This is a genomic window from Pseudomonas sp. Z4-7 (assembly GCF_051131965.1).
Classification (GTDB): Bacteria; Pseudomonadota; Gammaproteobacteria; order Pseudomonadales; family Pseudomonadaceae; genus Aquipseudomonas.
The window spans coordinates 1,839,526-1,855,000 of sequence record NZ_CP071642.1 but is presented as its reverse complement, the minus strand read 5'-3'; the positions used below and the strand labels follow the sequence as shown (position 1 = coordinate 1,855,000).

The 15,475-nt window shown below is 61.1% G+C and carries 19 protein-coding genes; 13 read left to right on the top strand and 6 right to left on the bottom strand.

Translation table 11 applies throughout. The annotated features are described in order from the left end of the window. The first annotated feature begins 51 nt into the window (after positions 1–51). Together rhtA and J3P91_RS08425 are read left to right on the top strand one after the other, a co-directional pair. The gene (gene rhtA, locus J3P91_RS08430; protein WP_434603370.1) at positions 52–939 is read left to right on the top strand and encodes a threonine/homoserine exporter RhtA; all 888 of its coding nucleotides are present in this window, start codon (positions 52–54) and stop codon (positions 937–939) included. A 167-nt stretch (positions 940–1,106) separates the two neighbouring features. Next, a complete protein-coding gene (locus tag J3P91_RS08425) occupies positions 1,107–1,388 on the top strand; it encodes a hypothetical protein (protein WP_434603368.1) in 282 nt (93 codons plus the stop codon). A gap of 8 nt (positions 1,389–1,396) precedes the next feature. On the opposite strand, the gene J3P91_RS08420 is transcribed toward J3P91_RS08425, so the two are convergent. Then, complete coding sequence (locus J3P91_RS08420) at positions 1,397–1,966, bottom strand: TetR/AcrR family transcriptional regulator (protein ID WP_434603365.1); 570 nt, start codon at positions 1,964–1,966, stop codon at positions 1,397–1,399. An 89-nt stretch (positions 1,967–2,055) separates the two neighbouring features. On the opposite strand from J3P91_RS08420, the gene J3P91_RS08415 reads away from it, so the two are divergent. Continuing rightward, positions 2,056–2,784 (top strand): SDR family oxidoreductase, encoded by a 729-nt coding sequence (locus J3P91_RS08415; protein WP_434603362.1) that lies wholly within the window; start codon positions 2,056–2,058, stop codon positions 2,782–2,784. Positions 2,785–2,816: 32 nt separating this feature from the next. Further along, positions 2,817–3,407 carry a 2-hydroxychromene-2-carboxylate isomerase gene (locus J3P91_RS08410; RefSeq protein ID WP_434603360.1) on the top strand — a complete coding sequence of 197 codons (591 nt, stop codon included), beginning with the start codon at positions 2,817–2,819 and terminating at the stop codon, positions 3,405–3,407. 9 nt (positions 3,408–3,416) lie between these two features. On the opposite strand, the gene J3P91_RS08405 is transcribed toward J3P91_RS08410, so the two are convergent. The 5 genes from J3P91_RS08405 to J3P91_RS08385 all read right to left on the bottom strand — a co-directional run bounded on the left by J3P91_RS08405 (position 3,417) and on the right by J3P91_RS08385 (position 8,059). Continuing rightward, the gene (locus J3P91_RS08405; protein ID WP_434603358.1) at positions 3,417–5,225 is read right to left on the bottom strand and encodes an aminopeptidase P family protein; all 1,809 of its coding nucleotides are present in this window, start codon (positions 5,223–5,225) and stop codon (positions 3,417–3,419) included. A gap of 48 nt (positions 5,226–5,273) precedes the next feature. Continuing rightward, on the bottom strand, positions 5,274–6,440 hold the full coding sequence (locus J3P91_RS08400) for a cysteine desulfurase family protein (RefSeq protein WP_434603356.1): 1,167 nt from the start codon (positions 6,438–6,440) through the stop codon (positions 5,274–5,276). Between the two features lie 162 nt (positions 6,441–6,602). Beyond that, positions 6,603–7,217, bottom strand: a complete 615-nt coding sequence (locus tag J3P91_RS08395; protein ID WP_434569284.1) for a LysE family translocator — start codon at positions 7,215–7,217, stop codon at positions 6,603–6,605. Positions 7,218–7,313: 96 nt separating this feature from the next. Then, positions 7,314–7,580 carry a hypothetical protein gene (locus J3P91_RS08390; protein ID WP_434603355.1) on the bottom strand — a complete coding sequence of 89 codons (267 nt, stop codon included), beginning with the start codon at positions 7,578–7,580 and terminating at the stop codon, positions 7,314–7,316. 65 nt (positions 7,581–7,645) lie between these two features. Beyond that, positions 7,646–8,059, bottom strand: coding sequence for an antibiotic biosynthesis monooxygenase (locus J3P91_RS08385; RefSeq protein ID WP_434603352.1), 414 nt, complete (start codon positions 8,057–8,059; stop codon positions 7,646–7,648). A 92-nt stretch (positions 8,060–8,151) separates the two neighbouring features. Between J3P91_RS08385 and soxR the strand changes: the two genes are divergently transcribed. The 9 genes from soxR (at position 8,152) to J3P91_RS08340 (ending at position 15,041) form a co-directional block, all read left to right on the top strand. Further along, on the top strand, positions 8,152–8,604 hold the full coding sequence (gene soxR, locus J3P91_RS08380; protein WP_434603350.1) for a redox-sensitive transcriptional activator SoxR: 453 nt from the start codon (positions 8,152–8,154) through the stop codon (positions 8,602–8,604). A 281-nt stretch (positions 8,605–8,885) separates the two neighbouring features. Then, positions 8,886–10,100: a PepSY-associated TM helix domain-containing protein gene (locus J3P91_RS08375; RefSeq protein ID WP_434603348.1), complete on the top strand. Its 1,215-nt coding sequence runs from the start codon at positions 8,886–8,888 to the stop codon at positions 10,098–10,100. Next, positions 10,097–10,639 carry a thiamine pyrophosphate-binding protein gene (locus J3P91_RS08370; protein WP_305495975.1) on the top strand — a complete coding sequence of 181 codons (543 nt, stop codon included), beginning with the start codon at positions 10,097–10,099 and terminating at the stop codon, positions 10,637–10,639. Before J3P91_RS08375 ends, J3P91_RS08370 begins: the two co-directional genes overlap by 4 nt. Next, positions 10,636–10,962 carry a hypothetical protein gene (locus J3P91_RS08365; protein ID WP_434603346.1) on the top strand — a complete coding sequence of 109 codons (327 nt, stop codon included), beginning with the start codon at positions 10,636–10,638 and terminating at the stop codon, positions 10,960–10,962. The genes J3P91_RS08370 and J3P91_RS08365 overlap by 4 nt, the downstream gene beginning before the upstream one ends. Further along, entirely contained in the window at positions 10,959–11,534 is a 576-nt protein-coding gene (locus J3P91_RS08360; RefSeq protein ID WP_434603344.1) for a DUF6162 family protein, read from the top strand. Before J3P91_RS08365 ends, J3P91_RS08360 begins: the two co-directional genes overlap by 4 nt. A 35-nt stretch (positions 11,535–11,569) precedes the next feature. After that, positions 11,570–12,499 (top strand): metal ABC transporter substrate-binding protein, encoded by a 930-nt coding sequence (locus J3P91_RS08355; protein ID WP_434569292.1) that lies wholly within the window; start codon positions 11,570–11,572, stop codon positions 12,497–12,499. Then, on the top strand, positions 12,496–13,248 hold the full coding sequence (locus J3P91_RS08350) for a metal ABC transporter ATP-binding protein (RefSeq protein WP_434603342.1): 753 nt from the start codon (positions 12,496–12,498) through the stop codon (positions 13,246–13,248). Before J3P91_RS08355 ends, J3P91_RS08350 begins: the two co-directional genes overlap by 4 nt. After that, positions 13,248–14,147 (top strand): metal ABC transporter permease, encoded by a 900-nt coding sequence (locus J3P91_RS08345; RefSeq protein ID WP_434569294.1) that lies wholly within the window; start codon positions 13,248–13,250, stop codon positions 14,145–14,147. The genes J3P91_RS08350 and J3P91_RS08345 overlap by 1 nt, the downstream gene beginning before the upstream one ends. Beyond that, positions 14,148–15,041, top strand: coding sequence for a metal ABC transporter solute-binding protein, Zn/Mn family (locus J3P91_RS08340; RefSeq protein WP_434603340.1), 894 nt, complete (start codon positions 14,148–14,150; stop codon positions 15,039–15,041). The last annotated feature ends 434 nt before the right edge of the window (positions 15,042–15,475 follow it).

Here is a 15,475-nt window from a genome sequence, read left to right as displayed (position 1 = left end):
ACTATATTGCTCACCTTGTTTCCCTGCCCTACTTCTGGATGACACTCCGCAATGACTTCACCACATCGCAGCCTGGCAACCACCTTGTATCCGGTTGCCCTGCTACTAATAGCCATGGCATCCATCCAGTCTGGAGCCTCTCTTGCCAAAAGCATGTTCCCTGTAGTCGGTGCGCAAGGCACCACGACGCTACGGCTCATTTTCGCCAGCCTTATCATGTTGGTACTGCTGCGACCGTGGCGAGCCAAACTTACCGCCCAATCCTTGCGCACGGTGATTGTCTATGGGCTGGCGCTCGGCGGCATGAACTTTCTCTTCTATATGTCGCTTCGTACCGTTCCACTGGGCATTGCAGTGGCTCTGGAATTCACCGGCCCCTTGGCAGTCGCTATCTATGCTTCGCGCCGGGCGATTGATTTTCTCTGGATCGCCCTGGCGGTGGTTGGCTTGCTCCTGCTCATACCCACCGGAGCCACCAACGCGGGCATCGACCTGATCGGAGCCGGCTATGCATTGGGGGCGGGGGTCTGTTGGGCCCTGTATATCCTGTTTGGCCAGAAGGCCGGTGCGGACAATGGTGTGCAGACCGCTGCGCTCGGCGTCATGATCGCAGCCTTGTTCGTAGCCCCCATCGGCATCGTGCATGCCGGGACCGCTTTGCTGACCCCGAGCCTCATCCCTGTCGCCATTGGCGTCGCCATTCTGTCAACCGCCCTGCCCTACACGTTGGAAATGATCTCACTCACCCGCATACCAGCCCGCACCTTCGGCACACTGATGAGCGTCGAGCCTGCGGTCGGCGCGCTATCGGGGCTGCTGTTTCTCCAGGAATATCTGTCCCTGGCCCAATGGGCAGCCATAACCTGCGTCATCCTCGCGTCGATCGGCGCTACGTTGACCATGGGCGACTCTGCCAAGCCCGCCATTGCCGCAGATTGATAACGTTCTAACGCAGGTCTGGTATTTATCGCGCATTTAGGCCATGTTTAGCCCCGTAACCTAATGTCAGACATGGATTTTTTCGTACAGGATGTCATGAACGCTTGAAGCGAAAGCGAACGTAGCCGTACGTAGGCATAAGATCCGCGGCGGCATTAAGGACGGGAATGAAACGAATCTTGATACTGATCGCCGTACTAGCGGTTACGGGCTGCGTGGCGACGTCGAAAACCGAAGTCAAACGCGGAAAAAAAGGCCTGCATATCAACTGCTCCGGCCTGTCCTCTTCCTGGGACCAGTGCAGGGCCAGCGCCGCCAACTCATGCGCGCCCAAAGGTTACAAAATCATCGCCAAATCAGGTGACGCCGTTGAGGAGCCAGGAGATTATCCTTTCGGGCTCAATCCAGCCGGATACACCAGCCGCAGCATGATCGTCATCTGCAAATAGGCGGCGCTTCAGTTGGACTGTCGTTCGGCCAGGCGATGGCTGATCTCGTCATGGCTGGACCTGAGAACCTCCTGCTGGAGCTCAGGCGCTGCCAGCATTCGCGCAATAACCAGCGCACCCACGCATTGAGACAGGATCGCCCAAGCCAGGCTATCGCTCTCAAGTATCCGCGCCCAGCTTTCGTGCAGGCGGCAGATCCAGCTTTGCGCGGCCTCACGCACCGACATATCCGAACGCGCAATCTCAGCCCCTAGAACCGGCAAGGCGCAGCCAGCCTCGGGTTGTTCGACATGGCTCATGCTCAGGTACTGCTTGAGGCAACGCTCCAGTTTCACCGAGTCCATGACGCCGTTACCACTCAAGCGCTCCAGGCTCTGGCTCAACTCGCGCTCGACGATCGCCTTGAAAAGCTCATCCTTGGATGAGAAATGGCTGTAGAACGCCCCGCCGCTAAGACCGATCGCCTTCATCAGGCCATCTACCCCTACCGTCGAAAATCCTGATTTCTTGGCCGACATGGCACTGCTGGTCAGCAGTTTCTCTCGGGTTTCCATCTTGTGATTGGCTGAATAACGCATGTGCTTGCCTCTGGATGCTCATCTTGACGCTTGGCGAATCTTAGCATAACGTCCGTTTAGCTAACGATCGTTTACCAATGAGGCCAATCATGAATAACAAGAAGGTTGTACTGGTAGTGGGAGCTGGCGATGCTACTGGTGGCGCGATAGCCCGGCGTTTCGCTCGGGAAGGCTTCGTGGCCTGCGTCACTCGCCGCAACGCTGACAAGCTTGAAGCTTTGGTCGACGAAATCCGTACCCAGGGCGGTGAAGCCTACGGTTTTGCCTGCGACGCACGCAAGGAAGATGATGTGATCGCACTGATCGAGCAAATCGAGGAGCAGGTGGGCCCGATCGAAGCCTTTGTATTCAACATCGGCGCCAACGTGCCTTGCAGCATTCTCGAAGAGACGGCTCGCAAATATTTCAAGATTTGGGAAATGGCCTGCTTTTCAGGTTTCCTCAATGCTCGAGAAGTGGCCAGGCGCATGGTCAAACGTCAGCGCGGCACGATCCTGTTTACTGGCGCCACGGCAGGCTTGCGCGGAGCATCAGGGTTCGCCGCATTTGCGGGGGCCAAACATGGCATTCGGGCCTTGGCCCAGAGCATGGCGCGAGAATTGGGGCCGATGAATATTCATGTAGCCCATGTGGTGGTGGATGGCGCCATCGACACCGACTTCATCCGCGATAATTTCCCGGAAAAATACGCAACCAGGGCCGAAGACGGCATCCTCGACCCGGAGCACATCGCCGAAAACTATTGGTACCTGCATACCCAGCCCCGTGATGCCTGGACCTTCGAACTGGATCTACGCCCTTGGAACGAACGCTGGTAAGTCTCCCTCACAACAATAAGAGAAACGTAGCCATGAACAGATCCGTCGAGTTTTTTTTCGACCTGGGCAGCCCGACCACCTACCTGGCCTATACCCAATTGCCCGCGCTCTGCGCCGAAACCCATAGCGAGCTCATCTATCGCCCCATGCTCCTGGGAGGCGTATTCAAGGCCACGGGCAACGCGTCGCCCGTTACCGTGCCGGCCAAGGGGCCTTATCTGTTCCAGGACTTGAACCGTTTCGCCAAGCGCTACGGTGTCGACTTCAAGCTCAACCCGCATTTTCCAATAAACACATTGCTATTGATGCGCGCCGTCACGGGCATGCAACTGCGTCATCCGGATCGTTTCGAGACTTTCACGAGCTGTCTGTTCCGGGCGCTCTGGGTGAATGCCCGCAACCTCAACGACCCGGCAACAGTCGCGGCCGTGCTGGACGAAGGGGGTTTCGACCCTGCCTATGTGCTTGCCCTTACAGCCGACGAGCAGGTCAAGGAAACACTAAGGAGCACAACCGAAGAGGCCGTGCGCCGAGGTGTGTTCGGTGCGCCGAGCATGTTTGTCGGCAACGAGATGTTCTTTGGCCAGGATCGCCTGGACTTCGTCCGTGAAGCCCTCGGCTGACCCTATGCTTCAGATTGCCGCTGTCCGTGTGTTCAGCCATTGCAGCGCAGCGCCATCGAGCAGCGGACTCAAGCGACGCTGAACCTCGCCGTGGTAGGCGTTGAGCCAGTCCTTTTCGTCCTGGGTCAGCAACGACGGCTCAAGGCAGCGGGTGTCTATCGGGCACAACGTCAGGGTTTCGAATGCGAGGAACTCGCCGAACTCGCTGCTGCCCGCCTCACGGTTCAACACCAGGTTCTCGATGCGAACACCCCAGCGACCCGGGCGATAAGTACCCGGCTCGATGGAGGTGATCATGCCCGGCTGCATGGCGGTCTGGGGCGCGGCAGCAGCCTGATAGGCAATGACCTGCGGCCCTTCGTGAACGTTAAGGAAATAACCGACACCGTGGCCGGTGCCATGACCGTAATCCACCTGCTCAGCCCAGATCGGCGCCCTGGCGATGGCATCCAGCAGAGGCGACAGAATGCCCTTGGGGAATTTGGCCCTGGACAAGGCGATCACACCTTTGAGCACGCGGGTGCAGTCACGCTTCTGCTCCGACGTCGGTGTCCCGACCGGCACCATGCGAGTGATATCGGTGGTACCGCCAAGGTACTGGCCGCCCGAATCGATCAACAGCAAGCCATCGCCTTCAATGATCGCGTGCGCCTCTTCCGTGGCGTGATAATGAGGCATCGCGCCATTGGCATTAAACGCTGCGATGGTATTGAAGCTCAAGGAGACGAACTCCGGCCGGCGCTTGCGCGCTGCGGTCAGGTGCTCATCGATAGTCAGTTCAGTGATGCGCTCATGGCCCCAGGCACTTTCCAGCCAGGCAAAAAATTCGCAGAGCGCCGCTCCGTCCTGCTCCATGGCTCGACGGATGTGCTCGGCATCAGCCGGGCTTTTGCGCGATTTGGCCAGTGTCGTGGGATTGAGCCCTTCGACGAGTTTCACGCCGCTGTCCAGATTGTCCAGCAAGCCGACCGTGACCCGGGCCGGATCGACCTGCAGGCTCGCGCCGCTCGGCACTTCACGCAATGCAGTGGCCACTTCGCTGTAGTCGCGCAGCGTTACGCTGTCTTGCTCAAGAACAGAACGCAGCGCAGCGTCGACCTTGTTCAAATCCACAAACAGCGTCGCCTGTTGCTGGCTGATCAGGGCAAAGGATACGAATACCGGATTGAATGACACATCCGCGCCGCGCAGGTTGAACAGCCAGGCGATGTCGTCCAGAGTGGCGATGAAATGCCAATCCGCAGCACGCTCCTTCAGGGCTTCGCGCAACTGGGCGATTTTCTCGACACGACCGATCGTGGCTTGCGGCGGCAAATGCGCGTAGACCGGTTGATCAGGCAAGCTCGGACGATCGGTCCAGGCTTGTGCGAGCAGATCGATGTCGGTACGCAACCGTGCGCCACGCTCTTGCAACTTGCTGCTCAGGGTCCGCGCCGATGCCACCGCCATGACCGCCCCATCGACCGCTACCGCGCCCCCTTCAGGCGTGTTTTCGGCCAGCCACTCCAACGGCCCGGGCTTTCCGGCGATGAGTTTGACCAGCTCGATGCCGCTGCCTTCCAGTTCCCAGGTGGCTTGTTCCCAGTAACGACTGTCCGCCCAGACCCCGGCGAAATCCGCGGTCACGATCAATGTACCGACCGAGCCATGGAACCCGGACAACCATTGGCGCCCTTGCCAGTACCCCGGCAGATACTCCGAAAGATGCGGGTCTGCGGAAGGCACCAACAGCGCATGGATGCCCTCCTGGCTCATCAATTGGCGAATTCGGGCCAGGCGCTGGGGAACCTGTCCCGGGATCGAAGGCTGGGTACTCATCATCACTCCTGCTAATCAATTTATTGTTCGATGCCGAATTTGTTCGGCTCAGGGGGTTGCCGCCCAGAAGGCCGGCGCGGCAACACAGGCGGCCTTGATCAATCGCACCGCCTCATCAATATCCCGTTCGCTGGTAAAGCGGCCCAGGCTCAAACGAATGGTCCGCCCGGCCGCGCGTGCATCATGCCCAAGGGCGAGCAACACGTGTGATGGGGTGTTTTGCGCCGAGTTGCAAGCCGAGGTCGCGGAGAATGCCATCGATGCGCCCAGCGTCGCCGGGTTGAACTCACCTTCGTTGAACGTCAGGCTCACCGTATGGGGAATGCGACAGTTGGCACTGCCATTCATACACACACCGGGCAAAGCCAGCAAAGGTTCAAGCAAACGATTGTGCAGTCGGGCGATGTCGGCGAGCTCTTCATCAAAGGACTGCGCCGCCAGCTCGAATGCCGCGCCCATCGCGGCAATCTGATGAGTCGCCAAGGTCCCGGAGCGCAAGCCACCTTCATGACCGCCGCCATGGATCTGGGCCGAAAGCCGCGGGCGCGCGCGATCACCGACGTAAAGTGCGCCGATCCCCTTGGGGCCGTAGATCTTGTGTGCAGAAAACGACATCAGGTCCACCGGCCACCGGGCCAGGTCGATGCTCACTTTTCCAGCACCCTGGGCCGCGTCCATATGAAACAACGCGCCATGCTCTCGAACGATCTCGCCAATGGCGATGGCGTCATTGACGGTGCCCAACTCGTTATTGACCAGCATCAGCGACACCAGGAAAGTGTCTTCGCGGAGCGCCTCGCGAACCGCTTGCGGGTTGATCAGGCCATCGGCGCCCGGCGCCAGCCAGGTTACCGCGACGCCACTTTCCTCGAGCTGCCTGACCGTATCGAGAACGGCCTTGTGTTCGATCAGGCTGGTAATGACGTGGCCGCCACGCGCTTCACGCGCCTGGGCCACGCCCTTGAGGGCCAGGTTATTGGATTCGGTGGCGCCGGAAGTCCAGACGATTTGTCCGGCCTGAGCCCCCACCAACCGAGCCACCTGCTGGCGCGCCAGTTCTACCGAGCGCCGGGCCTCCTGGCCGAAGGCGTGAGAGCTGGAGGCCGGGTTACCGAAGTTACCGTCGAAACCCAGGCATTGGACCATGACCTGGATCACCCGCTCGTCCACCGGGGTGGTGGCGGCGTAATCAAAATACAAAGGACGCTTATTCATAAGGAAGCTCGCAGAATCTGTTCCAAGACCAGATGCCCTCGTTGGGTTCGAGACATAGCTTTAACTGATCAAGACCTTAAAAGAAGTCGGACTTCATTTAAAAGTGCGTAGGAACGCTCCTGAAACAGCGAGCTTAGCAGGCATCGCGTTGAAGCTCAGCCCTTAACTCACGCTTTCGAGCAACAACGGATACAGCGACGCGACCAACAGCAGCGCCATGCCCCAGTTGAAGACACGCAGCCACCGGCGATCCTGCAACAAGTTGCGCAGCAGGCTGCCGCAGACTACCCACAGGCTGACGCTAGGCAGGTTGATCAACGCAAACACCGCCGCGATCACCACCACATTGAAAAAGTAACCTTGCAGAGGCGTATAGGTGCTGATGGCGCCGATGGCCATAATCCAGGCCTTTGGGTTGACCCATTGGAACGCTGCTGCGCCCCAGTAGCTGATCGGCTTGTTCTCACCCGCGCCACCGTCCGAGACGGGACCGGAGTGGGCGATTTTCCAGGCCAGGTATATCAGATATGCCGCACCGACGTAGCGCAGCACGGTGTAGAGCAGCGGATATGTCTGGAACACCGCGCCCAGCCCAAGGCCCACCGCCAGGACCAGGGAAAAGAAGCCGCAAGTGATGCCGAGCATGTGCGGGATGGTCCGGTTGAAGCCGAAATTCACACCCGAGGCCAGCAACATGGTGTTGTTGGGGCCGGGCGTTATCGAGGTCACCAGGGCAAACAGGGCGAAGCCCAGCAGCAGGTCAAGCGAGAGGGTCATGGCAGGTCAATCCGTCGGGGCAGTCAGGAGTTGACCCTACCCCACGTCCCGGCGCAAACCCATGGACAGTTAGGCAAAACTTCTGGCGGTACAGTCTCAGCTCGACCGGCCCGGTGCCTGGACTGTCTGCTCGGCGCTCATCTCGCCGCGCTCGTCGAAGCCGACGTTTTTCTGCGAAGGGCCGAGCAGTTCGGCTTTCTTCGCATGGTATTCATCAAACGAAAGCCCCCGGCGATTCAAGGCTTCGAGGGCCAGCTCACGGGATTCCTCGGCGGTGTAAGGACGCAGCTCCGGGGACGACGAAGCGCAACCGCTCAATACGGTGACAGTCAACAGCAACAAGACAGCAAGGATACGATTCATGGCGGATGTCCGATGTTCAGTTGGGCGATGAACAAAGGCTACCCGCCGGCACTTGGCGGCAGAAATCAACGCTTTTGATAATGGGTATCGCCCTCTCGGATCTCCCGTTGCGCTTGGTTGACCAACGGGCAATGCAACGCATCGTCCGGGCTGCGCTCGATGTTGCGCAGCACCTGGAACGAGCCAAACGTCACCGCTTTGGCCCGATGCGCCTGGATGAACTGCCAGAAACTTTCCTCACCATTCTCAACGCTGCGGAACGCCGCTTCACCCGCCTCGCGGGTTTGCCATTGCAGGTAATTAAGCACCCGACGCCCGTCCTCGCTGACCTGGATACTGGCATTGAGGAAACCCGAATGATCACGAGCCAGGCGCTCGGTCTGCGCTGACAGGGCGTTGACCAGCGTCTGCTGCCACTGAGGCTCGATGTCGAACTCGATCAACTGCGTGAAGCTGCGATGACCACTTGGCGATTGCATGAAAAGTCCCCCGTTCAGGTAAGGCGGATCTTGCGATCCAAAGGCCTGCAGGGTAAAACCTCCAGTTAAGTCAAGGTCAAGCGGTGATTCAGGTGACGACGTCCATCAACATTCACAAGGAACTGACCGTCGGCCAAGTGGCCGCCCGCAGCGGCGTGGCGGTCACCGCGCTGCACTTCTATGAAACCAAGGGCCTGATCAAAAGTACGCGCAACCCGGGCAACCAACGTCGTTACCCCCGGGCCGTCCTACGGCGCGTGGCGCTGATCAAAGTCGCCCAGCGCCTGGGCATCCCCCTGGCGGAAATTGGCGAGGCGCTGAAAAACCTGCCGGACAACCGTGCGCCCACGGCGGCCGACTGGAAGACCCTGTCAGCGCAGTGGAGCCGGAACCTGGATGACCGGATCAACCAACTGATCGCATTGCGAGACCGGCTCGACGGTTGCATCGGCTGCGGTTGCCTGTCGATGGAACATTGCCCGCTGCGCAACCAGGGTGATGTGCTTGGCAAGCGTGGGCCAGGGGCGCATTTGCTGGAATCTTGAGACGTTCGTCGGCCTATGAGTCCCGCCGTGGTTGCGTGGAAGATGCTAGGGGCCGCTGCGCGACCCAGCGGGAGCGAGCTCCCTCGCCATCAGAAGACCGAGCGCCTGTTCGAGAACGCGAAACATTTTCTTTCATCTTCCCTTTCAGGATTCCGGCTGCTCGTTCGTCTTAATTAGATGCAGCAGGCCGCGTCGGCAAAAGCCACGGCCGGCTTTTCCAGGTTTCATGGTGTTGCGAAGCCCGCGACACGGAACCTTTCATCGAATCAAGACGCTCAATCATGTCGAAGAAGTCCCGCTCCAAACTCTGGTTCCTGGTTCACAGCTGGCTGGCGTTGCCCATCTGGTTTTTCGTTCTGATCGTTTGCGTCACCGGTACGCTGGCGGTGGTCAGCCAGGAGATCGTCTGGCTGGTCAATCCGGAAATGCGCGCCAGCAAGCCCGCCGATGATGCGCCGTTGCTCAGCTACGACCAGGTCGTTGCCGCCATCAAGCAAGCCCAGCCCCTGACTCAGGTGCAAAACATTGTGCGTCCGGACGAGTCGCACTTCGCCCTGGAGGTCAAGGTCACCTACCCCGACGGTCGCCCCGACACTGTGTACGTCAACCCCTACAGCGGCGTCATCCAGGGCTCGGCACCGGCCTTCAACTTCAGGGGGTTCACTCGTGCATTGCATGGCTGGTGGCTGGTGCCGTTCACCAACGGCTACAGCTGGGGCTGGTACCTGGTGTCCTTCCTCGGCCTGCCGATGCTCGCGTCGTTGGTGACCGGGCTGGTTGTCTATAAACGTTTCTGGAAAGGTTTTTTCAGCCCGACCCTGCGTATTCGCCACGGGGCCCGCATTTTCTGGGGCGATTTCCATCGGCTCAGCGGCATCTGGTCGATCTGGTTCATTGCCGTCATTTCCATCACCGGCACCTGGTTCCTGATCGAGGCCACGCTGGCCGATAACGGCATTTCCATCTCCAGTGCTCCGGTCGTCCCGGTGGTGGCCCGGGAAAACGTTCCGCTGTCGACGGGTGGTACGCCTCCGCCGCAACTGAACCTGGACCGCGCCATTGAAATTGCCCAGCAGCGGATCCCGGGCCTGGAAGCGAGTTTCGTCAGTCTGCCCGGCAATGCCTACAGCCACCTGGAAGTCGGCGGACGCGGCTGGTATCCGCTGATGTTCCAGACGGCGACCATCAATCCCTACAACGGTGATGTCGACGCTTCCCGATTGTTGTCGGACCGCACGGCGCTGGAGTTCGTGACCGAATCCATGCGCCCGCTGCACACCGGGGATTTCGGTGGCCTCTGGATCAAGCTCATCTGGTGTTTCTTCGGCCTGGTGTTGAGCATGATGGTCCTCAGCGGCCTGCTGATCTGGACCAAACGCACGGCCCTGGCGACCGCCAACGCACTCAAGCGCAACCAGAAACCTGTGCGGCCAGCCCAAACCACGCCGCAACTGCAGCCTTCCATGCACCGTGACTCACCGGAGGGCAGCCTGTGAACCCGTCCACTACGACAACATCACCGTCACGCCTGGGCCAGTTCTGGCATAAATGGCGCTTCCATATCAACGTGCTGTTGCTGCTGATTCCCCTGGGTTTCATGCCCAAGTACCTGTCGGAGGCCGCGTTGTTCCGGGGCGACGGCGGGCTTGGCGAGCGGGAAGTCGGCGAAGTCCAAGTGGGGCCCTGGAGCTTGCGCCTGGCGGAGTTTCGCAACGAAGCGCCACGGACCCAGGGCCCCGCCGGGCCGATGAAACACTTCAACGCCGCCCTTTGCCAGCGCTGCATCAGCGAGGTTAAAGCCACCTATCTGCGCATCGGCAAGCCCCGCAGCCTGCGGGCCGCCGGGGTGATTTTTTTCGGCTCGCCCTATCGCATGGGCGCCTTGTTGCCGGTGCCGAAAAAGACCCAGCCAGACGCCGAACTGTGGATCACCCTCGAAGGCTGGGACGGCTCGATGCATCAAGCTTCCATCCCCCTGAGCCAGGCCTCCCCTGCCACCGTCGCCTGGTTGCAATCCCAAGGAGCCCGACCATGAACCTCCGCGCCTCTTTCAACAGCCTGGCGCTGCTGCTCTGCGCAGGCTTGAGCACCAGCGCCCAGGCCCACAATCCGATGTGCGAATGCAAGGCTATCGACGCTGAACAGATCCAGTGTACTGGCGGTTTTTCCGATGGCAGCGGCGCCCCCGGAGTGACGCTGGACGTGATCGGCTACGACGAAACCATCCTGGTCCCTGGCAAGCTCGGCGCCGACTCGACGTTGACCTTCAAGAAACCCAACGCCGAGTTCTACGTACTTTTTGACGCCGGCCCCGGCCACGTCGTGGAAATCGACCAAGCCGACATCGAGGCCCCATGAGCGCACCCACCACCCAGGTCATCCGCCCCGCCGGTGCCGGCCACGAAACCCTGTATGTATTGTTGCTGTGCATGATTATCCTGCTGGGCGCCGGTTCGGTCGTGGCCTGGCATGGCGAAACCCGGGATGTTGCCCACCTGGACGCCCATCAGTTGGACGCACGCCGCGACCTCAGCGCGGCCGAGCAAGGCATTTATGCCGATCTGCGGGTGACACTGGATGAGATCCGGATCCTGCGCGAGAGCGAGCCGGCCCTCCCCGGTCCGCAAGCCCTGGCCGATGAAGGCTTCGCCCCGTTCGCCCAAGACGCCAGTTCCGTCAGCCGCGGCGGCCACGCCTGGCAATTGCTGGCAGACCGAGCCTACTTCGGCGCGAGCGCCAATTCGTCCGTCGCAGGCTCCTTTCTGATGCGCATCAGTGAAGTGCCGGACGCGTCCCCGGACATCTGGCTCAACCGCGGCAACCCTCCAACCACCCCTGCCATGTTGGACGACGCCGCTTTGTCCGCCGCTGGCTGGCAACAGATCGTCGCGCAATTCGACGCTGGCGTAACCCGCCAGCATCGGCATTGACCCCACGCCTTCACTCCAGAGAAGACCGCTTGCCCATGTCTATTGCACCTTCACGCCGCCCCTTGCTGCGCCTGCTGCTGATTGGCCTGCTCGCCTGCCTGTTCACTCCCATGGCCAGCGCCGAAACGGCCAAGCGCCTGCGCATCGGCATCACCCTGCACCCTTATTACAGCTACGTGGCCAACATCGTCGGTGACAAGGCCGAGGTGGTGCCGTTGATCCCGGCCGGCTTCAACCCTCACGCCTATGAACCCCGAGCCGAGGACATCAAGCGCATCGGCGGGCTTGATGTGATCGTGCTCAACGGCGTGGGTCACGACGATTTCGCCGACCGCATGATCGCCGCCAGCGAAACCCCGGACGTGAAGGTGATCGAGGCCAACGAGAACGTCCCCTTGCTCGCCGCCACCGGAACCGCGGCGCGGGGCGCGGGCAAAGTCGTCAATCCACATACGTTCCTGTCCATCAGCGCCTCCATCGCCCAGGTCAACAACATCGCCCGGGAACTGGGCAAGCTCGACCCGGACAACGCCAAGACCTACACGCAGAACGCCCGGGCCTACGGCAAGCGCCTGCGGCAAATGCGCGCCGCCGCCCTGGCCAAGCTGACCCAGGCGCCGAACGCCGAGCTGCGGGTCGCCACGGTACACGCCGCCTACGATTACCTGCTGCGCGAATTCGGCCTGGAAGTGACTGCCGTGGTCGAACCGGCCCATGGCATCGAGCCAAGCCCCAGCCAGTTGAAAAAGACCATCGACCAGCTGCGTGAGCTGGACGTGAAGGTGATTTTCTCGGAGATGGATTTCCCATCCACCTACGTCGACACCATCCAGCGTGAATCGGGAGTGAAGCTGTACCCGCTGTCGCACATTTCCTACGGCGACTACAGCGCCGAGAAATACGAAAAGGAAATGACCGGCAACCTCGACACCGTGGTCCGGGCGATCCAGGAGTCCGGCGCATGACGGCTCAGGAACCCCTCATCCAGCAACATGTCGGCCCGATGATCGAGTTCGCCGACATCAGCCTGAATCTTGGGCGCACCGCGATTCTCGACAATGTGGCCTTTCAGGTACAAGCCGGCAGCATCCATGCACTGGTCGGCCCCAACGGCGGCGGCAAGAGTTCGCTGATCAAGACCTTGCTTGGACAGATGCCGCACCAGGGCCGCTTGAGCCTGCAATGGCCGGGCGAACCCGGCGTCATCGGCTACGTGCCCCAGGCGCTGGAATTCGACCGGGGCCTGCCCATGACGGTGGACGACTTCATGGCGGCCATGTGTCAGCGGCGCCCCGCATTCCTCGGTTTGAGCAAGCATTATGCTGGCGCCATCGGTCAGGCCCTCGAGCGGGTCGGCATGCAGGACAAGCGCAAGCGGCGCATGGGCGCGCTGTCCGGCGGCGAGCGTCAGCGGGTATTGCTGGCCCAGGGATTGATTCCGCCACCGCAACTGCTGGTACTGGATGAACCCATGTCGGCTTTGGACGAGGCCGGCATCCAGGTATTCGAACGCTTGCTGCAGGACTGGCGCCAGGCCGGAATCACCATGCTCTGGATCGAACACGACCTGGAAGCCGTCGGGCGTCTGGCCGATCGCGTCACCGGGCTGAATCGACGGGTGTTGTTCGACGGCCCGCCGCGCCAGACCTTGACCCCGGAACGGCTGCTGATGCTGTTTTCGACCCATCCACGTGTCAACGGGAGCGCCATCTGATGAGCTATGAAGCCTTCCGCCTGATGGTCCAGGGTTGGGCCTCCTCCGGTTACCTGCCCGAGGCGCTGGCCTATGGTTTTGTGGTCAACGCCTTGCTGGCCGGGCTGTTGATCGGCCCGGTGCTGGGCGGCCTCGGCACGCTGGTGGTGGTCAAGCGCTTTGCGTTTTTCTCCGAAGCGGTGGGCCATGCGGCCTTGACCGGCGTGGCCGTCGGCATCCTGCTCGGCGAACCCTACACCGGGCCCTACGGCAGCCTGTTCGGCTACTGCCTGCTGTTCGGCATCCTGCTCAATTACCTGCGCAACCGCACCGGCCTGGCCCCGGATACGTTGATCGGCGTCTTCCTCTCGGTGTCCCTGGCCCTGGGCGCGAGCCTGCTGCTGATCCTGGCGGGCAAGATCAATGTGCACATCCTGGAAAACGTGCTGTTCGGCTCAGTGCTGACGGTCAACGGCAATGATCTCGCGGTGCTGGCGGTGGTCGGTTCGCTGGTGATGGCGCTGGCGCTGCCGTTGTACAACCGGATCATGCTCGCCAGCTTCAACCCGCAGCTGGCGGCGGTACGCGGGGTGGCGGTCAAGACGCTGGACTATCTGTTCGTGGTCCTGGTGACGCTGATCACTGTGGCGGCGGTGAAAGTCATCGGGGCGATCCTGGTGGGTGCGTTGCTGGTGATTCCGGCCGCGGCCGCGCGTTTGCTCAGCCAATCGTTGAAAGGTTTTTTCTGGTGTTCGGTGCTTATCGCGACCGTCAGCACTTTATGCGGGATCCTGGCGCCGATCGTTTTCGACCTGCCGATCCCGTCCGGTGCCGCGATCATTCTGGTGGCCGGCATCGCCTTCGCCCTGAGCGCCATCGCCCGTGGCGTCGTCCCCCATCTGAAAGGGAATCTTGGATAAATGGTTTTTTCATTACGACAATTGGTCTGGGCTCTAGCCCTCGGCGGTGCAGTGATTACCTCGTCGATGGCCGCCGAAAAGATCCAACTATTGGCCTCGCTGCCCGTTACCTACGGATTGGGCGAGGCCTTGCTCAAGGGCACCGACGTCAGCCTGGCCCGGGCCGCTCCGGACAATCTTCCCGGCACCCGGCAAAGCGCCTATTTCAGTGGCCGTGGCGCCCCGGCCCTGAGCAAGCTGGCCGGCAAGGCCGACGCGGTGATCGGGCTGCGTTCGCTCTGGCCGGACGATCCGCTGTACCCCATGGCCCGACGCAGCAATATCCGTATCGTTGAAATCGACGCTGCTCGTCCGGTGGACGGTGCCCTGCCCGGCATCGCCATACAGCCGGGCATGACCGACGGCCTGGCGAGCCAGCCGTGGATGGCCAGCCACAATCTGGGGCGGATGGCCGACGTGATCGCTGCTGATCTGGTGCGCCTCGTCCCGGCGGACAAACCGAAAATCGATGCCAACCTGGCGGCACTCAAGCAGCGCCTGCTCAAGCTCAGCGCCGACAGTGAAAAGCGCCTCGCCAGCGCTGACAACCTGAGCGTGGTCAGCCTGAGCGAGCACTTCGGTTACTTGATCAGTGGCTTGAACCTGGATGGCATCAACACCGATGCCCGCCCCGACGCCGAATGGACAGCCGAAGCCCTGAAGCAGCTGACAGCCACGCTCAAGGAAAACGATGTCGCGCTGGTGCTGCATCACCGACAGCCGCCGGAAGCTGTGAAAGCGGCCATCGCCGAAGGCGGTAGCCAACTGCTGGTGCTGAGCAGCGACGGTGCTGATCCGGTGGCGGAACTGGAAAATAACGTGGGGCTGGTCGTCACCGCACTGACGAAAGGCTGACAGCCATCCCCGATGGGAGCGAGCCTGCTCGCGAAGGCGTCGGCACATCCACCATCAATGCCAACTGACACACCGCTTTCGCGAGCAGGCTCGCTCCCACATTTGATTGAGGACGGCCCCAGGATTCCGGGCCCGCTGGGAATCCCCTGTGGGAGCGAGCTTGCTCGCGATGAGGCCAGCACATCCAACATCGACATCTGCTGACACACCGCCATCGCGAGCAAGCTCGCTCCCACATTTTGATTGAGGACGGCCCCAGGATTCCGGGCCCACTGGGCATCCCCTGTGGGAGCGAGCCTGCTCGCGAAGGCGCCGGCACATCCACCATCAATGCCAACTGACACACCGCTTTCGCGAGCAGGCTCGCTCCCACATTTTGATTGAGGGCGGACCTGGATTCCGGGCCCGCTGGAAATCCCCTGTGGGAGCGAGCT

Bases quoted from the DNA above. Each gene is read 5' to 3' on its own strand.
- J3P91_RS08390 (WP_434603355.1), bottom strand. From the start codon at position 7,580: ATGAATCGTATCCTTGCTGTCTTGTTGCTGTTGACTGTCACCGTATTG.
- J3P91_RS08425 (WP_434603368.1), top strand. From the start codon at position 1,107: ATGAAACGAATCTTGATACTGATCGCCGTACTAGCGGTTACGGGCTGC.
- J3P91_RS08405 (WP_434603358.1), bottom strand. From the start codon at position 5,225: ATGAGTACCCAGCCTTCGATCCCGGGACAGGTTCCCCAGCGCCTGGCC.
- rhtA (WP_434603370.1), top strand. From the start codon at position 52: ATGACTTCACCACATCGCAGCCTGGCAACCACCTTGTATCCGGTTGCC.
- J3P91_RS08365 (WP_434603346.1), top strand. From the start codon at position 10,636: ATGAACCTCCGCGCCTCTTTCAACAGCCTGGCGCTGCTGCTCTGCGCA.
- J3P91_RS08400 (WP_434603356.1), bottom strand. From the start codon at position 6,440: ATGAATAAGCGTCCTTTGTATTTTGATTACGCCGCCACCACCCCGGTG.
- J3P91_RS08350 (WP_434603342.1), top strand. From the start codon at position 12,496: ATGACGGCTCAGGAACCCCTCATCCAGCAACATGTCGGCCCGATGATC.
- J3P91_RS08340 (WP_434603340.1), top strand. From the start codon at position 14,148: ATGGTTTTTTCATTACGACAATTGGTCTGGGCTCTAGCCCTCGGCGGT.
- J3P91_RS08415 (WP_434603362.1), top strand. From the start codon at position 2,056: ATGAATAACAAGAAGGTTGTACTGGTAGTGGGAGCTGGCGATGCTACT.
- J3P91_RS08385 (WP_434603352.1), bottom strand. From the start codon at position 8,059: ATGCAATCGCCAAGTGGTCATCGCAGCTTCACGCAGTTGATCGAGTTC.
- J3P91_RS08355 (WP_434569292.1), top strand. From the start codon at position 11,570: ATGTCTATTGCACCTTCACGCCGCCCCTTGCTGCGCCTGCTGCTGATT.
- J3P91_RS08410 (WP_434603360.1), top strand. From the start codon at position 2,817: ATGAACAGATCCGTCGAGTTTTTTTTCGACCTGGGCAGCCCGACCACC.
- J3P91_RS08375 (WP_434603348.1), top strand. From the start codon at position 8,886: ATGTCGAAGAAGTCCCGCTCCAAACTCTGGTTCCTGGTTCACAGCTGG.
- J3P91_RS08395 (WP_434569284.1), bottom strand. From the start codon at position 7,217: ATGACCCTCTCGCTTGACCTGCTGCTGGGCTTCGCCCTGTTTGCCCTG.
- J3P91_RS08420 (WP_434603365.1), bottom strand. From the start codon at position 1,966: ATGCGTTATTCAGCCAATCACAAGATGGAAACCCGAGAGAAACTGCTG.
- J3P91_RS08345 (WP_434569294.1), top strand. From the start codon at position 13,248: ATGAGCTATGAAGCCTTCCGCCTGATGGTCCAGGGTTGGGCCTCCTCC.
- J3P91_RS08360 (WP_434603344.1), top strand. From the start codon at position 10,959: ATGAGCGCACCCACCACCCAGGTCATCCGCCCCGCCGGTGCCGGCCAC.